Source organism: Microbacterium saperdae (assembly GCF_006716345.1).
Lineage (GTDB): Bacteria > Actinomycetota > Actinomycetes > Actinomycetales > Microbacteriaceae > Microbacterium > Microbacterium saperdae.
Genome location: NZ_VFOX01000001.1, coordinates 2539821 through 2562033, shown reverse-complemented (window position 1 = coordinate 2562033; position 22213 = coordinate 2539821). Strand labels below are relative to the sequence as shown.

General features: G+C 68.1%; 22 protein-coding genes. 12 read left to right on the top strand and 10 right to left on the bottom strand.

Features of this window, described 5'->3' with window-relative positions; translation table 11 throughout:
- Nucleotides 1-25 precede the first annotated feature (25 nt).
- On the bottom strand, nt 26-757 hold the full coding sequence (trhA, locus tag FB560_RS12195) for a PAQR family membrane homeostasis protein TrhA (RefSeq protein WP_141872611.1): 732 nt from the start codon (nt 755-757) through the stop codon (nt 26-28).
- 84 nt (nt 758-841) lie between these two features.
- On the opposite strand from trhA, the gene FB560_RS12190 reads away from it, so the two are divergent.
- The 3 genes from FB560_RS12190 to FB560_RS12180 all read left to right on the top strand — a co-directional run bounded on the left by FB560_RS12190 (nt 842) and on the right by FB560_RS12180 (nt 4349).
- Complete coding sequence (locus FB560_RS12190; RefSeq protein ID WP_141873234.1) at nt 842-1621, top strand: isoprenyl transferase; 780 nt, start codon at nt 842-844, stop codon at nt 1619-1621.
- A 51-nt stretch (nt 1622-1672) separates the two neighbouring features.
- Complete coding sequence (locus FB560_RS12185; protein ID WP_141872610.1) at nt 1673-2803, top strand: aminotransferase class V-fold PLP-dependent enzyme; 1131 nt, start codon at nt 1673-1675, stop codon at nt 2801-2803.
- A gap of 160 nt (nt 2804-2963) precedes the next feature.
- Complete coding sequence (locus FB560_RS12180) at nt 2964-4349, top strand: PhoH family protein (protein ID WP_141872609.1); 1386 nt, start codon at nt 2964-2966, stop codon at nt 4347-4349.
- Nucleotides 4350-4480: 131 nt separating this feature from the next.
- On the opposite strand, the gene FB560_RS12175 is transcribed toward FB560_RS12180, so the two are convergent.
- The 5 genes from FB560_RS12175 to xseA all read right to left on the bottom strand — a co-directional run bounded on the left by FB560_RS12175 (nt 4481) and on the right by xseA (nt 8738).
- Nucleotides 4481-5875, bottom strand: coding sequence for a class II fumarate hydratase (locus FB560_RS12175; protein WP_141872608.1), 1395 nt, complete (start codon nt 5873-5875; stop codon nt 4481-4483).
- Nucleotides 5872-6531 (bottom strand): carbonic anhydrase, encoded by a 660-nt coding sequence (locus tag FB560_RS12170; protein WP_141872607.1) that lies wholly within the window; start codon nt 6529-6531, stop codon nt 5872-5874. The genes FB560_RS12175 and FB560_RS12170 overlap by 4 nt, the downstream gene beginning before the upstream one ends.
- The gene (locus tag FB560_RS12165) at nt 6528-7172 is read right to left on the bottom strand and encodes a DUF4245 family protein (protein WP_141872606.1); all 645 of its coding nucleotides are present in this window, start codon (nt 7170-7172) and stop codon (nt 6528-6530) included. Before FB560_RS12165 ends, FB560_RS12170 begins: the two co-directional genes overlap by 4 nt.
- Entirely contained in the window at nt 7169-7399 is a 231-nt protein-coding gene (locus tag FB560_RS12160; protein ID WP_141872605.1) for an exodeoxyribonuclease VII small subunit, read from the bottom strand. The genes FB560_RS12165 and FB560_RS12160 overlap by 4 nt, the downstream gene beginning before the upstream one ends.
- Before the next feature lie 61 nt (nt 7400-7460).
- Nucleotides 7461-8738 (bottom strand): exodeoxyribonuclease VII large subunit, encoded by a 1278-nt coding sequence (gene xseA, locus FB560_RS12155; RefSeq protein ID WP_141872604.1) that lies wholly within the window; start codon nt 8736-8738, stop codon nt 7461-7463.
- A 100-nt stretch (nt 8739-8838) separates the two neighbouring features.
- On the opposite strand from xseA, the gene FB560_RS12150 reads away from it, so the two are divergent.
- From FB560_RS12150 to FB560_RS12135, 4 genes are all read left to right on the top strand, one after another.
- On the top strand, nt 8839-9918 hold the full coding sequence (locus FB560_RS12150; RefSeq protein WP_188895110.1) for a 4-hydroxy-3-methylbut-2-enyl diphosphate reductase: 1080 nt from the start codon (nt 8839-8841) through the stop codon (nt 9916-9918).
- Nucleotides 9919-9920: 2 nt separating this feature from the next.
- Nucleotides 9921-10712, top strand: a complete 792-nt coding sequence (locus FB560_RS12145) for an IclR family transcriptional regulator (protein ID WP_141872603.1) — start codon at nt 9921-9923, stop codon at nt 10710-10712.
- Nucleotides 10713-10949: 237 nt separating this feature from the next.
- Complete coding sequence (locus FB560_RS12140) at nt 10950-11468, top strand: DUF6264 family protein (protein WP_141872602.1); 519 nt, start codon at nt 10950-10952, stop codon at nt 11466-11468.
- Between the two features lie 29 nt (nt 11469-11497).
- Nucleotides 11498-12778, top strand: coding sequence for a hypothetical protein (locus tag FB560_RS12135; RefSeq protein ID WP_141872601.1), 1281 nt, complete (start codon nt 11498-11500; stop codon nt 12776-12778).
- An 87-nt stretch (nt 12779-12865) separates the two neighbouring features.
- Here the strand turns inward: FB560_RS12135 and fbaA are convergent, their stop codons facing one another.
- Nucleotides 12866-13894: a class II fructose-bisphosphate aldolase gene (fbaA, locus tag FB560_RS12130; protein WP_141872600.1), complete on the bottom strand. Its 1029-nt coding sequence runs from the start codon at nt 13892-13894 to the stop codon at nt 12866-12868.
- A 184-nt stretch (nt 13895-14078) separates the two neighbouring features.
- Between fbaA and glpX the strand changes: the two genes are divergently transcribed.
- Together glpX and FB560_RS12120 are read left to right on the top strand one after the other, a co-directional pair.
- A complete protein-coding gene (glpX, locus tag FB560_RS12125) occupies nt 14079-15065 on the top strand; it encodes a class II fructose-bisphosphatase (RefSeq protein WP_141872599.1) in 987 nt (328 codons plus the stop codon).
- 223 nt (nt 15066-15288) lie between these two features.
- Nucleotides 15289-15582, top strand: a complete 294-nt coding sequence (locus tag FB560_RS12120) for a hypothetical protein (protein ID WP_141872598.1) — start codon at nt 15289-15291, stop codon at nt 15580-15582.
- Between the two features lie 20 nt (nt 15583-15602).
- On the opposite strand, the gene FB560_RS12115 is transcribed toward FB560_RS12120, so the two are convergent.
- Nucleotides 15603-16856, bottom strand: a complete 1254-nt coding sequence (locus FB560_RS12115; RefSeq protein ID WP_141872597.1) for a DNA recombination protein RmuC — start codon at nt 16854-16856, stop codon at nt 15603-15605.
- Nucleotides 16857-16913: 57 nt separating this feature from the next.
- Nucleotides 16914-17507 carry a 3'-5' exonuclease gene (locus FB560_RS12110; protein WP_141872596.1) on the bottom strand — a complete coding sequence of 198 codons (594 nt, stop codon included), beginning with the start codon at nt 17505-17507 and terminating at the stop codon, nt 16914-16916.
- 60 nt (nt 17508-17567) lie between these two features.
- Between FB560_RS12110 and FB560_RS12105 the strand changes: the two genes are divergently transcribed.
- The 3 genes from FB560_RS12105 (at nt 17568) to FB560_RS12095 (ending at nt 20878) form a co-directional block, all read left to right on the top strand.
- Nucleotides 17568-18308: a class I SAM-dependent methyltransferase gene (locus FB560_RS12105; protein WP_141872595.1), complete on the top strand. Its 741-nt coding sequence runs from the start codon at nt 17568-17570 to the stop codon at nt 18306-18308.
- Between the two features lie 48 nt (nt 18309-18356).
- Entirely contained in the window at nt 18357-19430 is a 1074-nt protein-coding gene (ychF, locus tag FB560_RS12100; RefSeq protein ID WP_141872594.1) for a redox-regulated ATPase YchF, read from the top strand.
- 215 nt (nt 19431-19645) lie between these two features.
- Complete coding sequence (locus FB560_RS12095) at nt 19646-20878, top strand: hypothetical protein (protein ID WP_141872593.1); 1233 nt, start codon at nt 19646-19648, stop codon at nt 20876-20878.
- A gap of 142 nt (nt 20879-21020) precedes the next feature.
- Here the strand turns inward: FB560_RS12095 and FB560_RS12090 are convergent, their stop codons facing one another.
- Nucleotides 21021-21872, bottom strand: coding sequence for a transposase (locus tag FB560_RS12090; RefSeq protein WP_141872592.1), 852 nt, complete (start codon nt 21870-21872; stop codon nt 21021-21023).
- Between the last annotated feature and the right edge of the window lie 341 nt (nt 21873-22213).

The window sequence follows — 22213 nt, the reverse complement described above, 5'->3', positions numbered from 1 at the left end:
CACGGACTCGCAACCGTCAGAGCGGTCATGCCCCCAGTGAGGGGGACAGCGGCTCGAGCGCGATGAGCAGGCACGCGGTCCAGTGGCAGAGGAACGCCAGGACCGTGCAGACGTGGAAGATCTCGTGGAAGCCGAAGTGGCCCGGCCACGGATTGGGCTTCTTGAGCGCGTAGACGATGGCGCCACCGGTGTAGAGCAGTCCGCCGACGATCACGAGGATCATCATGGCGACATTGGCCGCGAACAGGTCGGCCATGAACATCACGGCAGCCCACCCCATGAGCAGGTAGAGGGCCACGTAGAGCCACCGCGGGGCGTGGATCCAGAAGACGCGGAACAGGATCCCGACAACGGTGCCGCCCCAGACGAGACTCAACAGCAGCGTGCCCTTCTCCGGGGGAAGGGCCAGCGTGGCGAGCGGTGTGTAGGTTCCGGCGATCAGCAGGAAGATGTTGGCGTGATCGATCCGCTTCAGGATCAGTTTGACGCGGGGCTTCCAGTCGAAGCGGTGGTACAGGGCGGAGTTGCCGAAGAGGAGCAGCGAACTCGCCATGAACACGGCGGCCGACCACTTCGCCGCACCGCCCTGGGCGACGATGATCAGCACGATGCCGGCGACGATGGCGACCGGGAAGGTGCCCGCATGGATCCATCCCCGCCAGGTCGGGCGGATCTCCGCCGCCGATTCATCGGCGGCCGCAGCATCGAGGAGCGGCAGCTGGGGAAGATCAGCGCCGGCGGATTCGGGTGTGCTCACAGCCTCACTCTAGGCGGGCCCGCATGCCCGCGGCCGTACATATCCTCAGCTTCCCGGGGGCGGGCACGGTAGCGTAGGGAGGTGATTTCACGCGAGAGCCAGGGGCGAGGGCCGCTGTATCGGCTCTACAGCAATCGGCTGCGCCGCCAGCTGGATTCCGCCTCCGTACCGCACCACGTCGCCATGATGATCGACGGCAACCGTCGGTGGGCCCGACAGCTCGGCTACACCACGCCCGCAGAGGGGCATAGGGCTGGTGCAGCCAAGATGCACGAGTTCCTCGGATGGTGCGACGAGCTCGGCGTCCGCGTCGTCTCGCTGTACCTGCTCTCGAGCGACAATCTGCGCAAACGCGACTCCGCAGAACTGGCCGATCTGATCGAGATCATCGCGGAGCTGGCCGAGGCGCTCTCGCGCGAGGGGAACTGGCGCGTCCAGCATGTGGGACGCGCCGACATCCTTCCGCCCGAGCTGGCACGCGTCCTCTCCGACGCGGAGGAGCGCACCAAGGGGCACACCGGACTGCACGTGAACCTCGCGGTGGGCTACGGAGGACGCAACGAGATCGTCGACGCCGTGCGGAGCATCATCGTCGCGCACGAGGCGTCCGGCGGCACGCTGGAGGACCTCGCGGCGCACCTCACACCCGAGATGATCGGGGAGCATCTGTACACCGGTGGTCAGCCGGATCCCGATCTCGTCATCCGCACGAGCGGCGAGCAGCGGCTCAGCGACTTCCTACTCTGGCAGAGCGCCCACAGCGAGTTCTACTTCGTCGAGGCACTCGGACCGGACCTGCGTCAGGTCGACTTCCTGCGCGCCATCAGAGACTACGCGGATCGCGATCGGCGCTTCGGGCGCTGAGCAGTCACACCGGGGGCGGTGGCGAGGGCGGCGACGTGTCACAATGACGCGGTGAGCGCTTTCGACGACTACCTCGACACTTTCGACAGTGAGCCCGGGTACCTGAACTGGGCGGCGTTCGGACCGCTCTCGCCGTCGGTCCGCGAGGAGATCTTCGCGGATGCCGACCTGCTCGGCAGCGGACGACCGTCATCGCTCGCGCTGGTGGGGGAGCGTCTGGGGCAGGCCCAGGAGATCGTCGCCGAGCTTCTCGGCGCAGAGGCGGCGGATGTCACTCTGCAGCCGTCGTCCACGCAGGGACTCGCGCACGCGCTGTACGGGATGACGGGCACGGTGGTCGCGTCCGCGGCGGAGTTCCCCAGCGTCAGCCTGACCCTGGAGCGCGCGGGGGCCGCGTCGCACGGTGCACTGGTGCCGCGCTGGATCACGCCCGACGACGGTCGTGTCACCGCCGACGCGGTCGCAGAGGCACTGGATGACGACGTCACCGCCCTCGCCGTGAGCCACGTCGACTTCCGCACCGGGTTCCGCGCCGACCTCGACGCGCTGCGTGAGCTCATCGGGCCCGATCGACTGCTGATCGTCGATGCCGTGCAGTCCTTCGGCATGATCGATGTCGACTACTCCGCCGCCGACGTGGTCGTCGGACACGGCTACAAGTGGCTGCGCGCCGGACGGGGCACGGCATTCGCCTGGTTCTCCCCGCGGGCCAGAGAGCGGATCACCCCGGTGCTGAGCGGGATCACCGGCACGGCGGGGGCCGGTCTCGCCGTCGACGAACTGCCTGCTCCGGCGGCGTCCGCCCGCGCGTACACCCTGAGCGGAGCGGACACCCTCGCCGCGGGACGTCTGGCGATCGGCGCGCGGGATGTGCGCGACGCCGGCGTCGCGGAGATCGAGAAGCGGCTCGCAGAGCAGGTCGATGCGATCCTGGAGATCGCGGATCGGCACGGGATCACGGTCACCTCACCGCGTGAGCGCGAGCGGCGCGCCGGGATCGTGGGGCTGACCCCGCAGGAGCCCGCCCGGTTGGCCGCGGCGCTCGCGAACGCCGGGGTCGTGGTCACGGCGCGCGGCGCATCCGTGCGTGTCGCACCGCACGCCGGGACCGATCCGAGCACCATCGCGCTCCTCGACGAGGCATTGGCGGCATTCGGCAACGAGACGTTCATCAGCGCGTAACGAATCGCTGGCGTGTCGACGCACGGATATGTCGGTGACTGGTCGTACCTTCTAGGCATCGGGCAAGGAGCCCGGTCGGGTCGGCCTTCAGGTTAGCGACTCGTGGCCCCTGGTCGACTCGTTCGAATAGCCGGGAATTCTCCCGGGTCGGGAGTGGGTCGTGACCTCACGTACAGCGCAGCAGTCCACCAGCACCGCGCAGCAGTCCACCCGTAAGACGACGGCCAGGCGAGCAGCCTCCGCAGACCCTGACCAGGCTCTGCGGACGTATGTGCTCGACACGTCCGTCCTGTTGAGCGATCCGCAGGCGTTCTTCCGCTTCGCCGAGCATTCGGTGGTGCTCCCGGTCGTCGTGATCTCGGAGCTCGAGGGCAAGCGCCACGACCCGGAGATCGGCTATTTCGCCCGGCAGGCGCTGCGGCACCTTGACGACCTGCGCATCGAGCACGGGAGGCTGGACTTCCCTGTGGAGGTCGGCGAAGGCGGCACGCTGCGCGTCGAGCTCGCGAACACGGACTCCTCTGTCCTCCCCGCCGGCATCCGGCTCAGCGACAACGACACCCGCATCCTCTCCGTCGCGATGCACCTCGCCCAGGACGGCCAGGACGTCACGATCGTCTCGAAGGATCTGCCGATGCGTGTCAAAGCGGCCTCTCTCGGGCTGCGTGCGGAGGAGTACCTCGCGGAGCAGGCGGTGGATTCGGGGTGGACCGGGATCACCACGCTCGACCTCTCCGGCGACGACATCAGCGACCTCTACGAGAGCGAGGTCGGGATCAGCGAGGATGCTCGCGGCCTCCCGATCAACACCGGACTCATCATCCACTCCGAACGGGGCTCCGCACTCGGACGCGTGACAGGAGACGGCGAGTACCGCCTGGTCCGCGGTGACCGTGACATCTTCGGGATGCACGGGCGTTCCGCAGAACAGCGGATCGCCATCGACCTGCTCCTCGACCAAGAGGTCGGCATCGTGTCGCTCGGCGGGCGTGCGGGCACGGGAAAGTCGGCGCTCGCGCTGTGCGCCGGACTGGAGGCGGTGCTGGAGCGGCAGCAGCAGAAGAAGATCATCGTGTTCCGACCGCTCTTCGCGGTGGGCGGCCAAGAACTCGGCTACCTCCCCGGCGACCAGGGCGAGAAGATGGGCCCGTGGGGCCAGGCGGTCTTCGACACTCTCGGCTCCGTGGTCTCGGGGAACGTGGTCGAAGAGGTGATCGAACGTGGGCTTCTCGAAGTGCTCCCGCTCACGCACATCCGTGGGCGCTCGCTGCACGACGCCTTCGTGATCGTGGACGAGGCGCAGTCGCTGGAGCGCAACGTGCTCCTGACGGTGCTGAGCCGGATGGGGCAGAACTCCCGGGTGATCCTCACCCATGACGTCGGTCAGCGCGACAACCTGCGCGTCGGCCGCCACGACGGCATCGCCAGCGTGATCGAGACTCTCAAGGGTCACGACCTCTTCGGACACGTGACGCTGATGCGCTCGGAGCGCTCGGCGATCGCGGCCCTCGTCACGGAGCTGCTGGAGGGCGGAGAGCTCAGCTGACGACGGAGAACGGAGCAGCGGATGCCTTGAACTCGGTATCCGCTGTTCTGCGTCCGGGAGGGTGCGCACGAAAACGGCGGATGCCGCGAGGAACGAGTCCCCGCGGCATCCGCCGTGTCATGCGCTGAGGATCACCCGGGGTGGGTCATCGACAGGAGGTCGAGCTTCTCGTCGAGCTGCTCGAGAGTGAGGTCGCCGCGCTCGACGTAGCCGAGGTCGATCACGGCATCGCGCACCGTGATGCCCTTGGCCACGGAGTGCTTCGCGATCTTCGCCGCGGCCTCGTAGCCGATCAGCTTGTTCAGCGGCGTCACGATCGACGGGCTCATGCCGGCGAACGCGGCCGCACGCTCGACATTGGCCTGCAGGCCGTCGATGGTCTTGTCGGCGAGCACGCGCGAGGCGTTCGAGAGCAGACGGATCGATTCCAGCAGGGCCGTGCCCATCACCGGGATGGCGACGTTCAGCTCGAAGGAACCGGAGGCACCGGCCCAGGCCACGGTGGCGTCGTTGCCGATCACGCGGGCGCACACCATCAGGACGGCCTCGGGCACGACAGGGTTGACCTTGCCGGGCATGATCGAGGATCCGGGCTGCAGGTCGGGGATGTGGAGCTCGCCCAGACCCGTGTTGGGGCCGGAACCCATCCAGCGCAGGTCGTTGTTGATCTTCGTCAGCGACACGGCGATCGTCCGCAGTGCGCCCGAAGCCTCGACGAGGCCGTCGCGGTTCGCCTGTGCCTCGAAGTGGTCCTTCGCCTCGGTGATCGGCAGCTCGGTCTCGGCGGCGAGCAGCGCGATGACCTTCTGCGGGAAGCCCAGGGGCGTGTTGATCCCGGTGCCGACCGCGGTGCCGCCCAGCGGGACCTCGGCGACGCGGGGGAGAGCGGACTGCACACGCTCGATGCCGAGGCGGATCTGGCGGGCATAGCCGCCGAACTCCTGGCCGAGGGTCACCGGGGTGGCATCCATCAGGTGGGTGCGGCCCGACTTCACGGCGTCCTTCCACAGCTCCGCCTTCGCCTCGAGAGCCACTGCGAGGTGGTCGAGCGCGGGGATGAGCGTGTCGATGAGGGCCTGGGTGACCGCGATGTGCACGGAGGTCGGGAACACGTCGTTCGACGACTGCGAAGCGTTCACGTGGTCGTTGGGGTGCACGTTCGCACCGAGGATGCGCGTCGCCAGCGTCGCCAGCACCTCGTTCATGTTCATGTTCGAGGACGTGCCGGAACCGGTCTGATAGGTGTCGACCGGGAACTCGCCGTCGTGGGCACCGGAAGCGACCAGATCGGCGGCCTGAGCGATCGCGTCGGCGATGGCGCCGTCGAGGGTGCCGAGCTCCTTGTTCGCGAGCGCAGCGGCCTTCTTGATGCGGGCGAGGGCGGCGATCTGCGTTGACTCCAGCCCCTTGCCCGAGATCGGGAAGTTCTCCACGGCGCGCTGCGTCTGCGCTCCGTAGAGCGCGTTCACGGGCACGCGCACTTCACCCATGGTGTCGTGCTCGATGCGGTATTCGCTGTCGGTCATTCCGATGCCTCCTGAGATTCGGGCTCGATGCCCACGGTGATGACGGGCACGGCGGTGCCCTCGGCCAGACGGTAGTTGGCGCCGACGATGCCGAGACGGCCCTCGGCGACGGCGTTGCTGATCAGCTCGGACGATTGGAGCAGATCGGCCACGGTGTTGCGCAGGTGCTCCTGGCCGACGAGCTCGGCATCGATCTCGGCGACCGTGGTGCCGCCGTTCTCGGCCAGCACCTTGCGTGCGGCGGGAACGATCGGGGAGATGAGCTTCCAGATGTGCGGAGGGAGCGGAACCGCGTCGATCGCGGTGCCGTCGATCGCTGCGCGCACCGCACCGCAGGAGTCGTGGGCGAGCACGACGATCAGGGGGACCTCGAGCACCGCCACGGCGTACTCCAGGCTCGCGACGATCGACTCGCCGATCACCTGCCCGGCGTTGCGCACGACGAAGAGGTCACCCAGGCCCAGGTCGAAGATGATCTCAGCGGCCAGGCGCGAGTCCGAGCAGCCGAACAGCGTCGCCACCGGGTTCTGCGCGGCCTCGAGGTCCTTGCGGCGGGCGACGTCCTGGTTGGGATGGCGTGGCTCGTCGGCGACGAACCGTCGGTTGCCCTCCTGCATCTGCTGCCAGGCGGCCGCCGGGGTGAGTTCGTGCGTCATTGTGCCTCCGAGAGTGCGCGGATCTGCGGGACGAGGGACTCGGCGAGCTCGGCGGTGGATGCTGCCGACCGCGCGCCGTAGAGCAGCACGTAGTCGTCGCCGGCCTGTGTGCCGATGGCATAGGTGATGTTCTGCTCCGCTCCGGCGCCGCCGGGCTGGTAGACGTCCCAGTCGAGGCCGTCGATGCGGACGGAGTCCGTGGGCGCGATGCCGTTCAGCCGCTGCGGCGCCCAGCTCGAGTCGGCATCGAACGCCTGAGCGACGCGGATGTAGCCCCGTTCATCCTGGTCGGCGGGAGCGAGTGTGACGTCCCAGACGACGGTCGCGCCGCTGGTGAGCCCCGCCGCATTGACGCGCCAGAAATCGCCCAGCTCCGGAACGATCACCGGACTGTCCATGGTCGACTCGACATTCGCGGCGATGCCCACCAGGTCGATCTTCTTGGCAGTCGTCGGCTCGCCGCGCGGCACGGCGAAGATGATCACGGCGACGACGGCGACGGTGACCAGCAGTGCGGCGATCAGGCTCCGCATCGTCTGGCTCGAACGGTACGCCTTGCTGGACGCGGCCTTGCGAGCTGCGGTCTCCTCCGGCGTCTCCGGACGGCCGAGCTCGGCGACGATCGGGGCCGGCTTGTTCATGACTCGTCCTCGTCGGATGCGGCGGCACGGGCGGCGTCGAGACGGCGCTTCGCGCCCAGGAGCCACTCCTCGCAGCGGGCAGCGAGTGCCTCCCCGCGCTCCCAGAGGGCGAGGGACTGCTCGAGCGTCGGAGCTCCCTGTTCGAGTTCGGCGACGACCTTGACCAACTCGTCACGGGCTGCCTCGAACGACAGCGTCTCCACAGGGGTGTCGTTCAGAGCGCTCACTCCTCCATCCTACGGCGTGCAGCTGACAGCGACGGCGGCGGGAAGACGGGGCGCCAGCGGTTCAGGATTCCTCCGCGATCTCGCCCTCCGAGCGCGCGGCCACGGATCCCCGGTCGAGTGTGATCGTCAGGGCGCTCCCGGCCGGCGCCTCCGCGGCATCGCGCAGGATCACGCCGCCGTCGAGGTGCGCGATCGCGTAGCCGCGTGCCAGCGTCGCCGCGGGGGAGAGCGCGCGCAACGACGCGCGCAGCTCGCTCGTGCGGCGGCCGGCGGAGTCGAGGTGCCGGGTGATCGTCTCGCGTCCTCGGGAGAGGAGGAGCCATAGCTCCTGGGCGCGGGCGTCGATGATGGGAGCGGGAGAGCGCAGCACGGGACGCGAACGCAGCTGCTCCAGCTGGGCGATGTCGTGCGACAGCCGCTGCGTGATGCGCGTGGTCGATCGCGACCGCAGCTGGGCGATCAGCGCACGCTGCTCACCCACATCCGGGACGACGCGCTTCGCCGCGTCCGTCGGGGTGGAGGCGCGCAGGTCGGCCACGTCGTCGAGCAGGGGGTGGTCGTTCTCGTGGCCGATCGCGCTCACGATCGGGGTGGATGCCGCGGCGACGGCGCGCACCAGGCGTTCGTCGCTGAACCCGAGCAGGGTCTGCGGGTCGCCGCCACCGCGGGCGATGATGATCACGTCGACCTCGGGATCCGCATCCAGGAGGGCCAGGGCGGCCAGGGTGTCGGGGACGCAGCGGTCACCCTGCACCGCCGCGTACTCGGTGCGGAAGCGCACCTGGGGCCAGCGCAGCTCCGCGTTGCGATGCACGTCCTTCTCCGCGTCGGATCGCTCGCCGGTGATCAGCCCGATGACGTGCGGAAGGAAAGGCAGTCGCTGCTTGCGGGAGAGGTCGAACAGCCCCTCCTGACGAAGCTGGGCGCGCAGCTTCTCGAGCCTCTCGAGCTGGTCGCCCAGTCCGACGTGCTTCATGGCCGAGACGGTGAAGCTGAAGTCACCGGCCTTGACGAAGTAGTCCGCCTTGACCGCGGCCACGACGTGATCGCCGACCCCGAGGTCGGACGGGATGCGTCCCCGCACGCTCGACCACACGCGGATCGAGATCTGGGCGTCGGACTGCGTGTCCTTCAGCCGGGCGAAGACGTTGCCGCCGCGCACGTTCCACGAGGTGATCTCGCCCTCGACCCAGACCGTGTTCCAGCGTGCGATGAAGTCGCGGATCGTGCCGTTGAGGCGCGCGACCGAGGTGGGCGCCTCCGCCGTGGAATCGCGAGGAGCGACCGCATCGGCCGGGGGAGCCTCACCCGCACCCTGCGCGGCTTCGAAGACTGTCATGCGCTGCCTGTTCTCCTGCCGCTGGTCATCGTGTCGGTGCTTCCGGGAGAGAGGACGCACGCCCAGGCCTTTCCAGGCGAAGCGTCGGTAGAATCGAAGCGTGACCTCGACTGTCGTTCATCTCCCCGCCCCGCGCATCCCACGAGTGCGTGCGTCGTCCGGGCGGCTTCAGGATAACCCGGTCGTCGGACAGAAGCGGGTCCTGCTCGCCGCGCCCCGCGGATACTGCGCCGGTGTGGACCGTGCCGTGGTGGCCGTCGAGAAGGCACTCGAGCGCTACGGGGCGCCGGTGTACGTGCGCAAGCAGATCGTGCACAACATCCATGTCGTCACCGAGCTCGAGGCGAAGGGCGCGATCTTCGTCGAGGAGGTCGACGAGGTCCCCGAAGGGGCGCACGTCGTCTTCAGCGCCCACGGCGTCTCGCCGGCCGTGGTGACCGCGGCATCCGACCGCGGTCTGCACGCGATCGACGCGACCTGTCCCCTGGTCACCAAGGTGCACCGCGAGGCCGTGCGATTCGCCCGCGACGACTTCGAGATCCTCCTGATCGGCCACGAAGGGCACGAGGAGGTCGAGGGCACCGCAGGAGAGGCTCCCGACCACGTCACCATCGTCAACTCGCCCGACGAGGCCGACACCGTCCAGGTGAAGGATCCCTCGAAGGTCGTGTGGCTCTCCCAGACGACGCTCTCGGTCGACGAGACGATGGAGACCGTGAACCGTCTGCGGACGCGTTTCCCCGAACTGCACAATCCGCCGTCCGACGACATCTGCTACGCGACCCAGAACCGTCAGGTCGCGATCAAGAAGGTCGCCGCTGCGGCAGATCTCGTGATCGTCGTCGGCTCGTCGAACTCCTCGAACAGCGTGCGGCTGGTCGAGGTCGCGCTCGAGTACGGTGCGAAGGCGGCGTACCGCGTCGACTACGCCGAAGAGGTCCAGCAGGAGTGGCTCGACGGTGTCGAGACGGTGGGCGTGACCAGCGGGGCATCCGTGCCCGAGGTGCTGGTGCGCGAGGTGCTCGACGCCCTCGATGACGCCGGATACCGGGATGTCGAAGAGGTCAAGACAGCTGAGGAGGACCTGATGTTCTCCCTGCCGAAGGAGCTGCGTCATGACGCCTCCGGTCAGCGTGACGATCGTGCGCTCGGGGGACGCGCGACCGGAGGAGGCGCGTAGCGTTGAGCGCCGCGGAAGCGGAGCCGACCCTCATCGGGTCTGTGCAGCGTGCGCTTCGTCTGGTCGACATCGTCGCGAACTCTCCACGACCGCTTCCGGTCAAGATGCTCGCGGCCATCACGGGTCTCACGCCGGGTACGACATACAACCTCGTCCGGACGCTCATCCACGAGGGGTACCTCTCCTCGGAACCGGACGGGCTGGTGCTGGGCAGTCGATTTCCCGCGTTCCAGCACGAGACCGATGCGCGCGGCGTCTTCCTCGCCCGCGTCCGCGCCGCGCTGCGTGACGTCACCGATGAGCTGGGTGCGACGGCCTACCTGTCGCGCTTCGACGACGGGGAGATGCACCTGGTCGACATCGTCGATGCGGCCCACAACCCCCGCGTCGAGCTGTGGGTCGGGTTGCAATCGAGCGCGCACGCGACCGCGCTCGGCAAGCAGATCCTCGCGGATCTGTCCGGAGAAGACCGTCTGGACTACCTCTCCCGGCATCGCCTGGAAGAGCTGACCCCGCGAACCATCAGCGATCGGCGGACCCTGCTGACGCAGCTGGAGCACTCACCCGGATGGACGGTCGACCAGGAGGAGTATGTGATCGGGGCAACGTGTGTCGCGGTGCCCGTGATCGCCCCGAACGTCACTGCCTCGCTCGCGATCTCGCTGCCGTCTGATCGGGCCGTCGTCGATCGCGCGCTGGTCTCGAAGCTCCAGAGCACGGCACGACGGCTGTCGTTGCAGCTCGGCGCCGACTCCCTGGACGGTTCGAACCCCGGGAGCGAGTTCACTATCTGAAGAAACCGACCTGGTGTTAAGTCAACCGCTTTCCTATGATCGGATGAGTAGTCGTCTGTGCAAACGGCACTACGGGTCTGCGGATTGTCCCCAGCTCTCCGAGACCCAGTTGGATGTGGAGCGTCCCCAGCGTTCCTCGTCCGCGGCCCCGAGAGTCCCCAATTCTTCGGGGCCGCCATCGTTTTCGGGCCCGTCGACTGGCAGCCCGCTCACACACGCGCCGATTAGCATGGCGGGATGAGCGATACACGGCCCCAGTACGGCGAACTCGCAACCCCGGAAGAGCAGCGCCTGGCCGCCGGCCTCCCGCCGATCGATGAGGTGCAGCCCGCGGTCGTGGTTGCCGAGCCCGCCCCGCAGGCCGTGACGGCGGAACCCGCCCGTCGGCGACCGGTGGATCGCTTCGCGACCATCGCGCTGCTCGCCTACGGCCTCATCAACGTCGTCATGACGGCGATGTCGTATCTCGACCTTCCCGCGTCGATGAATCAGACCATGAAGATGCTGGGGATCGACGGCGAGTTCACCAACTTCGCGCAAGGGCGCCTCTGGGGAACCATCGCGGCGATCGTGCTCGTGGCCGGCTGGTGCATCACCGCCGCGTTGTCCGTTCGGCGTCTGCGCCGCGGAAAGCTGACGTGGTGGGTGCCGATCGTGGGTGCCGCAGTGACCCTGCTCATCACCTCGGTCTGTATCGCGGTGCCGATGCTGGGCGACCCCGCCTTCATGGCGTATCTGAACTCCATCGGTCAGTAGTCGCTCGCCGCGGTGGGTACTGTCGAGACGTGCTTCAGAACAGTTTCGGCGTCCATGTCTCCTACGCGTCCGTCGATCGCGGCGACGGTTCCGACCCGAGGGCCACGGCGATCAGCATCCTCTCCCGCCTGCGGGTTCCTGCGGGCCTGCGCGACGCGACGGGCGAGTGGGGCGAGCAGCAGGAGGCCGTTCTCGCCATCCCGGTGACGGATGACGGCCATGTGCTGACTCTGAGCGCGGACGATCGAGTCGAGCAGTCGCTGACGGCTGCTGAGCTGCGGGCCGCGTTCCATGCACAGCAGCTCACGCTGTGGCTCGACGCGGATGGCGATCTCGACACGGCGTCCGATCTCGACACGGTGTCCGACGGAGACTCCGACGCGGATGACGATGCCCAGGCGGCGGACGGGTCTGTTCCGCAGGCCGATACCGAGCGGGAAGCCCTGATCGAGGCGGGTGCTTTCGATCTGCCGACCGTGCGGGTGTCGACGTTCTCGCACCGGGGCCCCGCTGTCGCGCGGATTCTCGCCACGGCGCTCGGTGTTCCCGTCGACCACTGCGAATCCGGCGACTGGTCGCTGCAGCGGCTGGAGACGTCGGACCCGACCGGGTACTGGGTGACGTCCCGCGCTGACCTCCCACTGGTCGAGCTGAACCGTGCCGAGTCCGCCAGCTGGTTCGTCGTCACCACAGATGGTGGGGGAGGTGCCGTGCCCTTCTGGACCGACGCGGAACGCGATACGCGCGCGGTGCTCGACATCGACGCCATCACGGTGCCGGAGACCGCGGAGATCTATCGTCGTTTGCTCACCGAAGGCGATGGGAGCAGGGACGAGTTGCTCGAGGTCGCCGCGAAGGTGCCGCTGGACGTCGACGCGGCGCACCGTGCGCTGATCCCGGAGGCCCTCGGAGGCGTGATCGGGGAACGGGCGCGGCAGCGGGCCTTCATCGCCGCCTTCGACGTGCCGTCGGATCTCATCGAGGCCGCCTTCGACGACTCCGCCGCGCCGGTGGGGCGACGCTTCGTGCCGGTGGGCTGGTGGACCGCGATGCGGGAGACGGCGATCGCCGGGTGGGGCGAGGTCACCTCGCTCACCCGTCGACAGCGACCGATCGCCCGGCTGGCCGATGCCGTGCGCCGCCGTCCCGGGTGGGGTCTCGCGCTGACGGTCGGCGAACTCGCGGCGGGAGTGTGGGCGATGTCCCGCCCGCGCGGTGCGGTCAAGGGCGTGGGGGTGCTGCTCGTCATCGACGGGCTGATCGACGCGGCGATCTGGGTCACCCGCATCCGCCGGAGTCGCCGCGGATAGTTTCGCGACATCGGTGCCGCACCGCACCGGCAGACGACAGATGCCCCGACCATCCGGCCGGGGCATCTGTCGTAGGTGTGCGCGGTGTCAGCTCTGCGACTTGCCGTGCGAGCCGAGCTGGCGGGTCGACTCGACCACGCGGGCGGCCATCGCGGTCTCGGCGACCTTGCCCCAGGCGCGGGGGTCGTACAGCTTCTTGTTGCCGACCTCGCCGTCGACCTTCAGGACGCCGTCGTAGTTCTTGAACATGTAGTCGGCGATCGCACGCGTGTACGCGTACTGCGTGTCGGTGTCGATGTTCATCTTGATGACACCGTTGGCGACCGCGAGGGCGATCTCCTCGTCCGTCGAACCCGATCCGCCGTGGAACACGAGGTCGAGAGGCTTCGCACCCGTGCTGTACTTCGCGGCGACCTGCGCCTGGATCTCGCCGAGGAGTTCCGGGCGCAGCTTCACGCCGCCGGGCTTGTAGACACCGTGCACGTTGCCGAAGGTCAGCGCGGCGATGTACCGGCCCTGCTCGCCCAGACCCAGTGCCTGCACGGCCTGGTCGACGTCGGAGAAGGTCGTGTAGAGAGCCTCGTTGGAGCCCTCGTGCGCCACGCCGTCCTCTTCGCCGCCGACGACGCCGATCTCGACCTCGAGGATGGCGTTGATGGCCTTCATGCGGGGGAGGAGGTCCTTGGCGATCTCGATGTTCTCAGCGAGCGGCACAGCCGAGCCGTCCCACATGTGCGACTGGAAGATCGGGTTGCGACCGGCCTTGACCTCTTCTTCCGAGGCGGCGATCAGCGGCTCGACGAAGCCGGCGAGTGCGTCCTTCGGGCAGTGGTCGGTGTGCAGAGCCACGGTCACCGGGTAGTTCTTCGCGACCTCGGTCGCGTAGCGCGCGAAGGCGAGGGCGCCCGTGGCGCGCGCCTTGACCGTGTGGCCGGCGAAGTAGTCCGCGCCACCCGTGGTGACCTGGATGATGCCGTCGGAGCCGGCTTCGGTGAGGCCCTGCAGGACCGAGTTGATGGTCTGCGAGCTGGAGACGTTGAAAGCGGGGTACGCGAAGCCGCCGGCCTTCGCGCGGTCGAGCATGTCAGCGTACTGATCCGGGGTGGCGACGGGCATGAGAACTCCTGCGATTGGTGAGCCGGGACAGCAGTCACTCTATCGGGGCGCGCGGGCGGATGCCGAAGGCCGGAGCAGCGCTGGGGGCACACGCATCTGCTGTCCTGTTAAGAATCGAGTTTCCTTCGCCGTAGCAGAGCCGAAAGTGGACGATTCTGCGCATGTGGATGACTAGGCTGACCGCATGGTGAGTCTGACTGCTGATCTGAGCCCGCTTCGTCCCGACCGCAACCTGGCGATGGAGTTGGTGCGCGCCACCGAGGCGGCAGCGATCCGCGCGGTGCCTTTCATCGGTCGCGGCGCGAAGGAAGCAGCCGACGGAGCGGCCGTCGACGCGATGCGCGCCTTCCTCGGCACGGTCGACTTCCAGGGACGGGTCGTGATCGGCGAGGGCGAGAAGGACAACGCGCCGATGCTCTTCAACGGCGAGGTGGTCGGCACAGGTCGAGGCCCGCTGTGCGACATCGCCGTGGACCCGATCGATGGAACCTCGCTGACTGCTGCGGGACGCCAGAACGCGCTCTCCGTGATCGCGGTGTCCGACCGCGGCACGATGCTGGACGCCTCCACCGTCTTCTACATGGACAAGCTCGTCACCGGCCCGGCCGGTGTCGGAGTGGTCGACATCCGGCTTCCGATCGGCGAGAACATCCGCAAGCTCGCCGGCGCGCTGGGCAAGCCCGTCGACGAGATCGTCGTCTCGGTGCTGAACCGTCCGCGCCACGAGAAGCTGATCCAGGACATCCGCGACGCCGGTGCCGGTACCCGCCTGATGAGCGACGGCGACGTCGCCGGCGGCATCAACGCCGCGCGTCACGACGCCCGCACCGACATGTGCGTCGGAGTCGGCGGCAGCCCGGAGGGGATCGTCACGGCATGTGCCATCAAGGCGCTCGGCGGACACATCCAGGGGCAGCTGTGGCCGCGCGATGACGACGAGCGCCAGCGCGGGATCGATGCCGGCCTCGAGATGGACCGCGTGTACGAAGCGGATGACCTCGTGCAGGGCAGCAACACGATCTTCGTCGCAACGGGTGTCACCGACGGTCAGCTCGTCGCCGGTGTGCGTCGCGAGCGCGGCTACGTGTACACCGAGAGCGTCGTCCTGCGTGGCGCGTCCGGCACGCTGCGCCGCATCGCCTCGGAGCACCTCGTCTCCAAGTGGCTGTAAGCGACGCGCTGGCCTCGCGAGCTGTCTCTGCGTAGGCGCGGCCAGCGCGGCGATCCCTCGCCGCACGGGCGCGCGGATGCCGCCGCGCCCGCCATCGTTACCGACCCGGTACCCGCTTCGTGTCGCCGGTCCCCTGTTTACAGGGGCGCCGTGTCACAATTGTCACTGGGTTTGTCGCCGTCGACGGAGCCGCCAGGCACCGCAGGCACAGGAGGGCGAGCACATGGCAATTCAGCAGCACAACGGCCCCACGGCCGCAGCAACGAAGATCGTGACCACGAATACGGGTCGTATCCTGCGCGTGAGCGCGGATGCCGAAGCAGGCGGTGCCGTGGCTCCAGCCGCACCCGTTGCTCCGGCTCCCGCCGTGATCGACCCGGCCCGACGCGCGGATGTTCTCTTCCGCAAGCGTCGTGACGAGGGCCATGAGCTCAGTTCCTGGTGGATGATCGGTGCTTTCCTGGCCACCAGCGGGCTCGTCATCCTCCTGCTGAGCGGCGTTCCCGGCGTCGCCTGAGTCTCACCGGCCACCGACCGTCAGGAATTCTCCTCCTGCAGACGCGCACGCACTTCGCCCACGTCAGCGCGCAGCGCGTCCGCCCCTGACTCATCGTCGACCCCCACCAGTTCCGGAGCGGTGAATCGTCGCGCCGATGCGGTGACGACCTGCGGGGCGGCGTCGAGCGTCGAGGCATCGATCCCGGGGAACTGCCGTGCCGTCACCAGCACGCGATTCTCGAGTGAGCCCGCGAACTTGTTGTAGCTGTCGACCGTGCGCTCGAGCGCTCTCCGCAGATCGTCCGCGTGGCCGGCGAGCACGCCCAGCCGGTCGTACAACTGCGTGCCGAGGTTGAGCAGGCTTCGTGCCTCCGTCGAGACCTCCTGCTGCGTCCACGTGTACGCCACGGTCTTCAGGACGGCCCACAGGTTCACCGGTGATGCGAGCGCGACACGCTTGCTGAACGCGTAGTCGAGCAGTGTCGGGTCTTCGTCGATCGCCGCGGCGAGGAGCGATTCGCTGGGCAGGAAGCAGATCACGAACTCGGGACTCGCGTCGAGTCCCGACCAGTACGCCTTCTTCGCGAGCGCGTCGATGTGCGCGCGCACCGCCTTGACGTGCTTCTGCATGTACGCACGGCGCTGCGGTTCGTGGGCGTCGCCTCCGGGCAATGCCGAGGCTTCGAGATAGGCGTCGAGGGGCACTTTCGCATCGACGGGGATCGAGGTTCCTCCGGCGAGCCGGATGACCATGTCGGGACGTCCCTGCCCGTGGTCGGAGGAGATCGTCGTCTGCAGGTCGAAGTCCACGTGCCGGGTGAGGCCGGCCGCTTCGACGACACGGCGAAGCTGCGTCTCGCCCCACACGCCACGCGTCGCGGTGGAGCGAAGCGCGCCGGCGAGCGACTCGGTGGTGGCGCGCAGTGCCTCGTCGGACTCCTGGGCGCGCCGCAGCTGCTCGGCGAGCGTGCCGAACTGGGCCTGCCGCTCCTGTTCGATCGCAGTGACCTTGCTCTGCATCTGCTGCAGGCTCTCGCGCACCGGGGCGAGCGCCGTCAGCACGGCATTCTGCTGCTGCACGCGCTGGGCTTCTGCACGCTGTTCGGTGCGGGCGTGCTCGACCGCATCGCGATACAGGTCGTATTGGCGGTCGCGGTCGTCGCGTGCCGCCGCCAGCTCGGCCTCGGCGCGGGCGAGGGCCGCTGCGCCGCGGCCGGTATGGAGCGTCCATCCCAGCGCGCCGCCGGTCACGAGCGCCACGAGGACGAGAAGAACGATCAGCGGAGCATCCATATCCTCATGGTGCCGCAGGGGTCGGACATTCCGGCGCAGCGCGCCCGAGGGCGAAGGTCAGGCGACCGCGCGCTCGGGGACCGCGACCGGCGGCGTGGTGACGCGCAGACCGAGCGCATCGGCCAGGGCATCCACATCCGCGGCTCCAGCGCGCCAGGCGGAATCGATCACGATCTGCGCGCAGGCGCGGGCGTCGGCGAGAGCGTCGTGGTGTGAGAACTCCGCGAAGCCGGCCGCGGCGGCGGCCACAGGCAGGCGGTACGAGTCGAGCTGATACGTCTTGCGCGCGACCTGGAGGCTGCACAACGAGCGGTACGGCGGGCACACCTCGCCGGTCGCCTCGGAGGCGCGGCGCAGGACGTTGAGGTCGAATCCGGCGTTGTGCGCGACGAGGACGTCGGCGCCGGCGAAGTCGCACAGGCGATCGAACTGCTCGGACCAGGTCTCCGCGGAATACACGTCCTCGGGCCGGATGCCGTGGATACGTACGTTCCATTCCTGGAACTCGTCGTGGCCCGCAGGCGGCTGGATCAGCCAGCCTGTGGTGGCGACGACCTCGCCGTCGCGTACGCGGACGAGTCCGACGGAGCAGGCCGAGGCGGGGCTGGAATTCGCCGTCTCGAAGTCGATAGCGGTGAAGTCCAGGGGCACGTCATCCACTCTCTCCCGACGATTCGACGGTGCCCGGAGGACTCGCCGTAGGCTGGTCACATGGCTGATGAGCGCGCGACCTCCTTCGGTGCACAGGCAGGGAACTACGAGGTCGGAAGGCCCGAATACCCGTTCGACGCGGTCGCCTGGATGCTGGAGCGGATGCCCTCGGGGTCACGGCGGATCGCGGACGTCGGGGCAGGAACGGGCAAGCTCACGCGTGCGCTCGTCGCTGCCCCCGATGCCGAGGTCGTCGCGCTGGATCCGGATCCGGCGATGCTCGCCGCCCTGCGCGACGCGATCCCCGGTGTGCCGACTTTCGTCGGATCGGCCGAACGGATGCCGTTGCCCGATGCAAGTGTCGATGCCGTCGTGCTCGGCCAGGCGTGGCACTGGGTCGAGCCCGTGGCGGCATCGGTCGAGATCGGCCGCGTCGTCCGCTCCGGGGGAGTGCTGGGGCTCATCTGGAACATCCGCGACGAGAGGCAGGAGTGGGTGCGGCGGCTCACGGAGATCATGCACGGCAGCGCTGCGGAAGAGATGCTGGCTGCGGGGGACCCCGTCATCGATGCCCCGTTCGGTCCGCTCGAGCAGGAGTCGTGGGAGTGGTCCCGGCCGATGACGCGTGCTCAGCTGCACAGCATGGCCACGTCGCGCAGCTACGTGATCACCGCATCCGACGAGGAGAAGGCGCGGATCCGGCGGGACATGGATGCGCTGTTCGACGAGATCGGACTCGATGAGTCAGGTGCGATCGAGCTTCCCTACGTCACCAGGGCGTTCCGCGCCGTCCGCTCCTGAACACCGCCCCGGTGTTCCGGGCATCCTCGACCGGTAGACTCGTGCCCCGTGGCTCTTACTATCGGAATCGTCGGCCTGCCCAATGTCGGCAAGTCCACCCTCTTCAACGCACTCACCAAGAACGACGTGCTCGCGGCGAACTATCCGTTCGCGACGATCGAGCCGAACGTCGGCGTGGTGAACCTGCCTGATCCGCGTCTCGACAAGCTCGCCGAGATCTTCGGCAGCGAGCGCATCCTGCCCGCCGCGGTGTCGTTCGTCGACATCGCCGGCATCGTGCGCGGCGCGAGCGAGGGCGAGGGGCTCGGCAACAAGTTCCTCGCGAACATCCGTGAGGCCGACGCCATCGCGCAGGTCGTCCGCGGCTTCGCGGACGACGACGTGGTGCACGTCGATGGTGCAGTGAACCCGGCATCCGACATGGAGACCATCAACGCGGAGCTCATGCTCGCCGACCTCGAGACCGTCGACAAGGCGATCACCCGCTACGAGAAGGAAGTGCGCGGCAAGAAGATCGAGCCGGTCGTGCTCGAGACCGCGAACGCCGTGAAGGACGCCCTGGAGCGCGGCGTGCTGTTGTCGGTCGCCGGCATCGATCTGACGCCGATCCGCGAATTGGGCCTGCTCACGGCCAAGCCCGTCATCTTCGTCTTCAACGTCGATGAGGGCGTGCTCACGGATGCCGCGCGCAAGGAAGAGCTCGCCGCTCTCGTCGCGCCGGCGAAGGCCATCTTCCTCGACGCCAAGATCGAGTCCGAGTTGATCGACCTCGACCCCGAGGATGCGGCCGAGCTGCTCGCCTCGACCGGTCAGGATGAGTCCGGGCTGGACCAGCTCGCTCGCATCGGCTTCGACACCCTCGGACTGCAGACGTACCTGACGGCCGGACCCAAGGAAGCACGCGCCTGGACGATCCCCAAGGGCTCGAAGGCTCCGCAGGCCGCCGGCGTGATCCACACCGACTTCGAGAAGGGCTTCATCAAGGCGGAGATCGTCTCGTTCGACGACCTCGTCGAGACCGGTTCCGTGGTCGAAGCCCGCGCGAAGGGCAAGGCCCGCCTCGAGGGCAAGGACTACGTCATGCAGGACGGCGACGTGGTGGAGTTCCGCTTCAACAACTGAATGGGCGGGCGATGTCGTGGCGTGATCCCCGTGCACAGGTATGGGACCGAGTCTGCGCAGTCGGAGGTGTCGTCGAGCGCCTGGATGTCGGATCGTCGCCCGTGCTCGCTGAGGGGTCTATCTCGTTTCGCAGGCTGACAGCCCTCACCGGCGTCCACGGGGCGGGCAAGAGCTACCTCTTGTCCGCTGTGGCGGGAGGATTGCCTGGTTGGCAAGTGGGCGGAAATCTCCCGATCGAGAGTTCCCAGAGTGAGGCAGAGTTCAGCGGAGAGTATTCACTGGCACTTCGGGCGGGGGCTCCCGCCGAGATCGTCCACTTCTCTCGCCCGGTTACCTGGAAGCAGCGTCAAGAGTTCGATGCCTCGCTGCACCCGTTGAGGGCAACGCGGTTGACGCCCTATGCGGCTCTCGATGAGCTCGCCTACTTCACCCAGAACCTGAGTCCCGCCTGGCCTAGCGTGCCGGGCGACCTCTCGAATCTGAAACGATCACACGTGGATGCGCTCCGCGCCATCACTGGTTACTCCTACGAGACGGTGACCTACGGGCAGTACGGAGAGAGGGATGAGGATTTCCCCTACTTCCGTGTCGAACGTGATTCGCGCACTCTTGACGCGCAGACGATGAGCGCATCGGAGTTCTGGGTTCACTGGGTCATCTGGCATCTACGATCCGCTGACGAGAACGAAGTCGTCCTTATCGACGAGCCCGAGACGTTCCTCGCGGAGCCGGGCCACCGTCCATTCGTTGACGAGATCGCGCGCATGGCTCTCGAGTCCGGATGCCAGGTCATCATCGCAACGCATTCGGCGACGATGATCCGCCGCATCCCCGCGGCGTTGGTACGGCAGGTGTCGAGTACCGCTGGCGGGGCGTTGACCTCTGAGGTGGTGAGCACGGAAGCGTTGCTGCGTGCCCTCGGTCGATCGCCGGCACCTGTGTCGCTGCTCGTCTTCGTCGAAGACGAGATGGCCAGGACGGTTGTTCGTTTTCTCCTCCGCCGCTTCGCCACGGACCACGTCACGCAGGTGGACATCATTGACAGCGGCGGCAAGGACGACGCCGTGCGAGGAGCGCGAATCGCGCGCCGATCACGTCAGCTCGGGACAGTCGCTGTATTGGACGGAGATCAGCGCGATCTCTACGACGACGAGACGATTCTCTTCATTCCGGGAACTTCGGAACCAGAGGCGCTCCTGATGGACGTTCTTCGGAGTCGCGGTCGCGACGCGGGAGATCGACTCGGTGTGACGAGCTCGGATCTGCTCATCGCAATCGATGCTGCGCGATTCGTTGCGCATCAACGTGTGTTCGAAGTCATGAGCGGGGCACTGGACGTTCCCCCGGCGGATCTGATCCGCGTCGCGTTGACTCTGTGGCTGGAGGACGACAGCATTGCGACGGCCGCCCGTCGGCTGGTCGAGCAGACGCTCGCGCTCTTTCCCTGACGGGACGTCCGCAAGCCGGAGCGCTTGTCGGTGCCGGAAGTGTGGCGGATTCTGCTCCCGGATTTCTGCAGAACTTCGGAAGAGCACGGAGAACGGTCTCCTCGATGGCGCAGATCTCCGAGGAGGAGCTGCGTTGACGGGCCTATTTCCGGATGAGTGCTCCCAGCGCGTCCTTCGCCGCGGATTCCCCGCGCTCGGCTTCGGCGAGCTGAGTCGCGGCTGTCGCCCTGTGTTCCGCGGCCGCGTCCACGTCGGCATGTGCACGTTCGGCGTCCTTCATCGTCTGCGCGAGTTCCTTCTCGAGTTCCGCAGCCCGGGTCTCGAGCGCCTGCACGCGGGCTGCCGCCTCGTCGTGCGCCTTCTCGGCCTTCTTCTTCTCGCCTTCGGCACGCTCGCGGGCCTGCTCGGCATCGTGCAGCGCTCGTTCGGCGGCTCGGCGCTCTCGACGCGCGCTGACCTCGTCGGCAGGTACGACGGGAGGGGCGGGGGAGTCGGGCGTGCCGCCTCCCACTGCCGTACCCAGATCCACGGACTCGGACGGGTCGAGTTCGCGGACCAGTCGTCCCGACGCGACAGCCGCGGCGGCATCCGGGTCGAAGAAGGCAGCGGAGATCGTCCGCTCGACGGCGTCGAGCGTGGACGCGGTGATGCGCTCGCCGCGCGACGTCGCGAGCTCTGCGGCGTTCTGCGCGAGGCGGCGGGTGAGCGTGCGCCGTTCGCGCCCGAGTTTCGCGAGAGTGGCGGCGTCGAGATCGGCCTGCGCCTCGCGCAGCTCCTCGGCCAGCCGGAGGGCTTCGGCGAGCTGCGCGGCGCGCTCCTGCGCGAACAGGTTGACGACCCATGCCGCGACCGATGGCTTGCGCAGCGCCTTGATCTGCGTCGCGAGGGCACGGTCATCCGCGGTCTTCACCTGCGCATCGCGCGCGGAGATGAAGTCGGCAGGCGACTCGGTGTAGAGCTTCGCCGCGATCGTCGAGAGAGCGGTGTCGGTCATCCGCGGTCCCTTCGCCGGTCTGCAGCCCACGTCGTGCTGAGGCCACGAGTCTAGGCGCACGTGGCATCCGCCGCTTCGCTCGGGAGGAGATCTGCGCGTGGGGCGGAGGAGTTCCGGCCGATTCTCCTCCCGAGCCGGGGAACGCCTCCGGAAGACCCGCCGCGCGGCCGAGAAGTTCCGGATGCGCTTCGTGACAGCGGCGGGATACCCTGGACATGGTGCGTCTGGCTTGCGGGTAGCCGCGCAGACGCCCGCCGAACCGCTGGAAAGGGCCAGATCGGGTCCATCGCGATTCGAGAGCGGCCATTCCCTGCGGGGGCACCAGAGGCTTCCGAGACGCA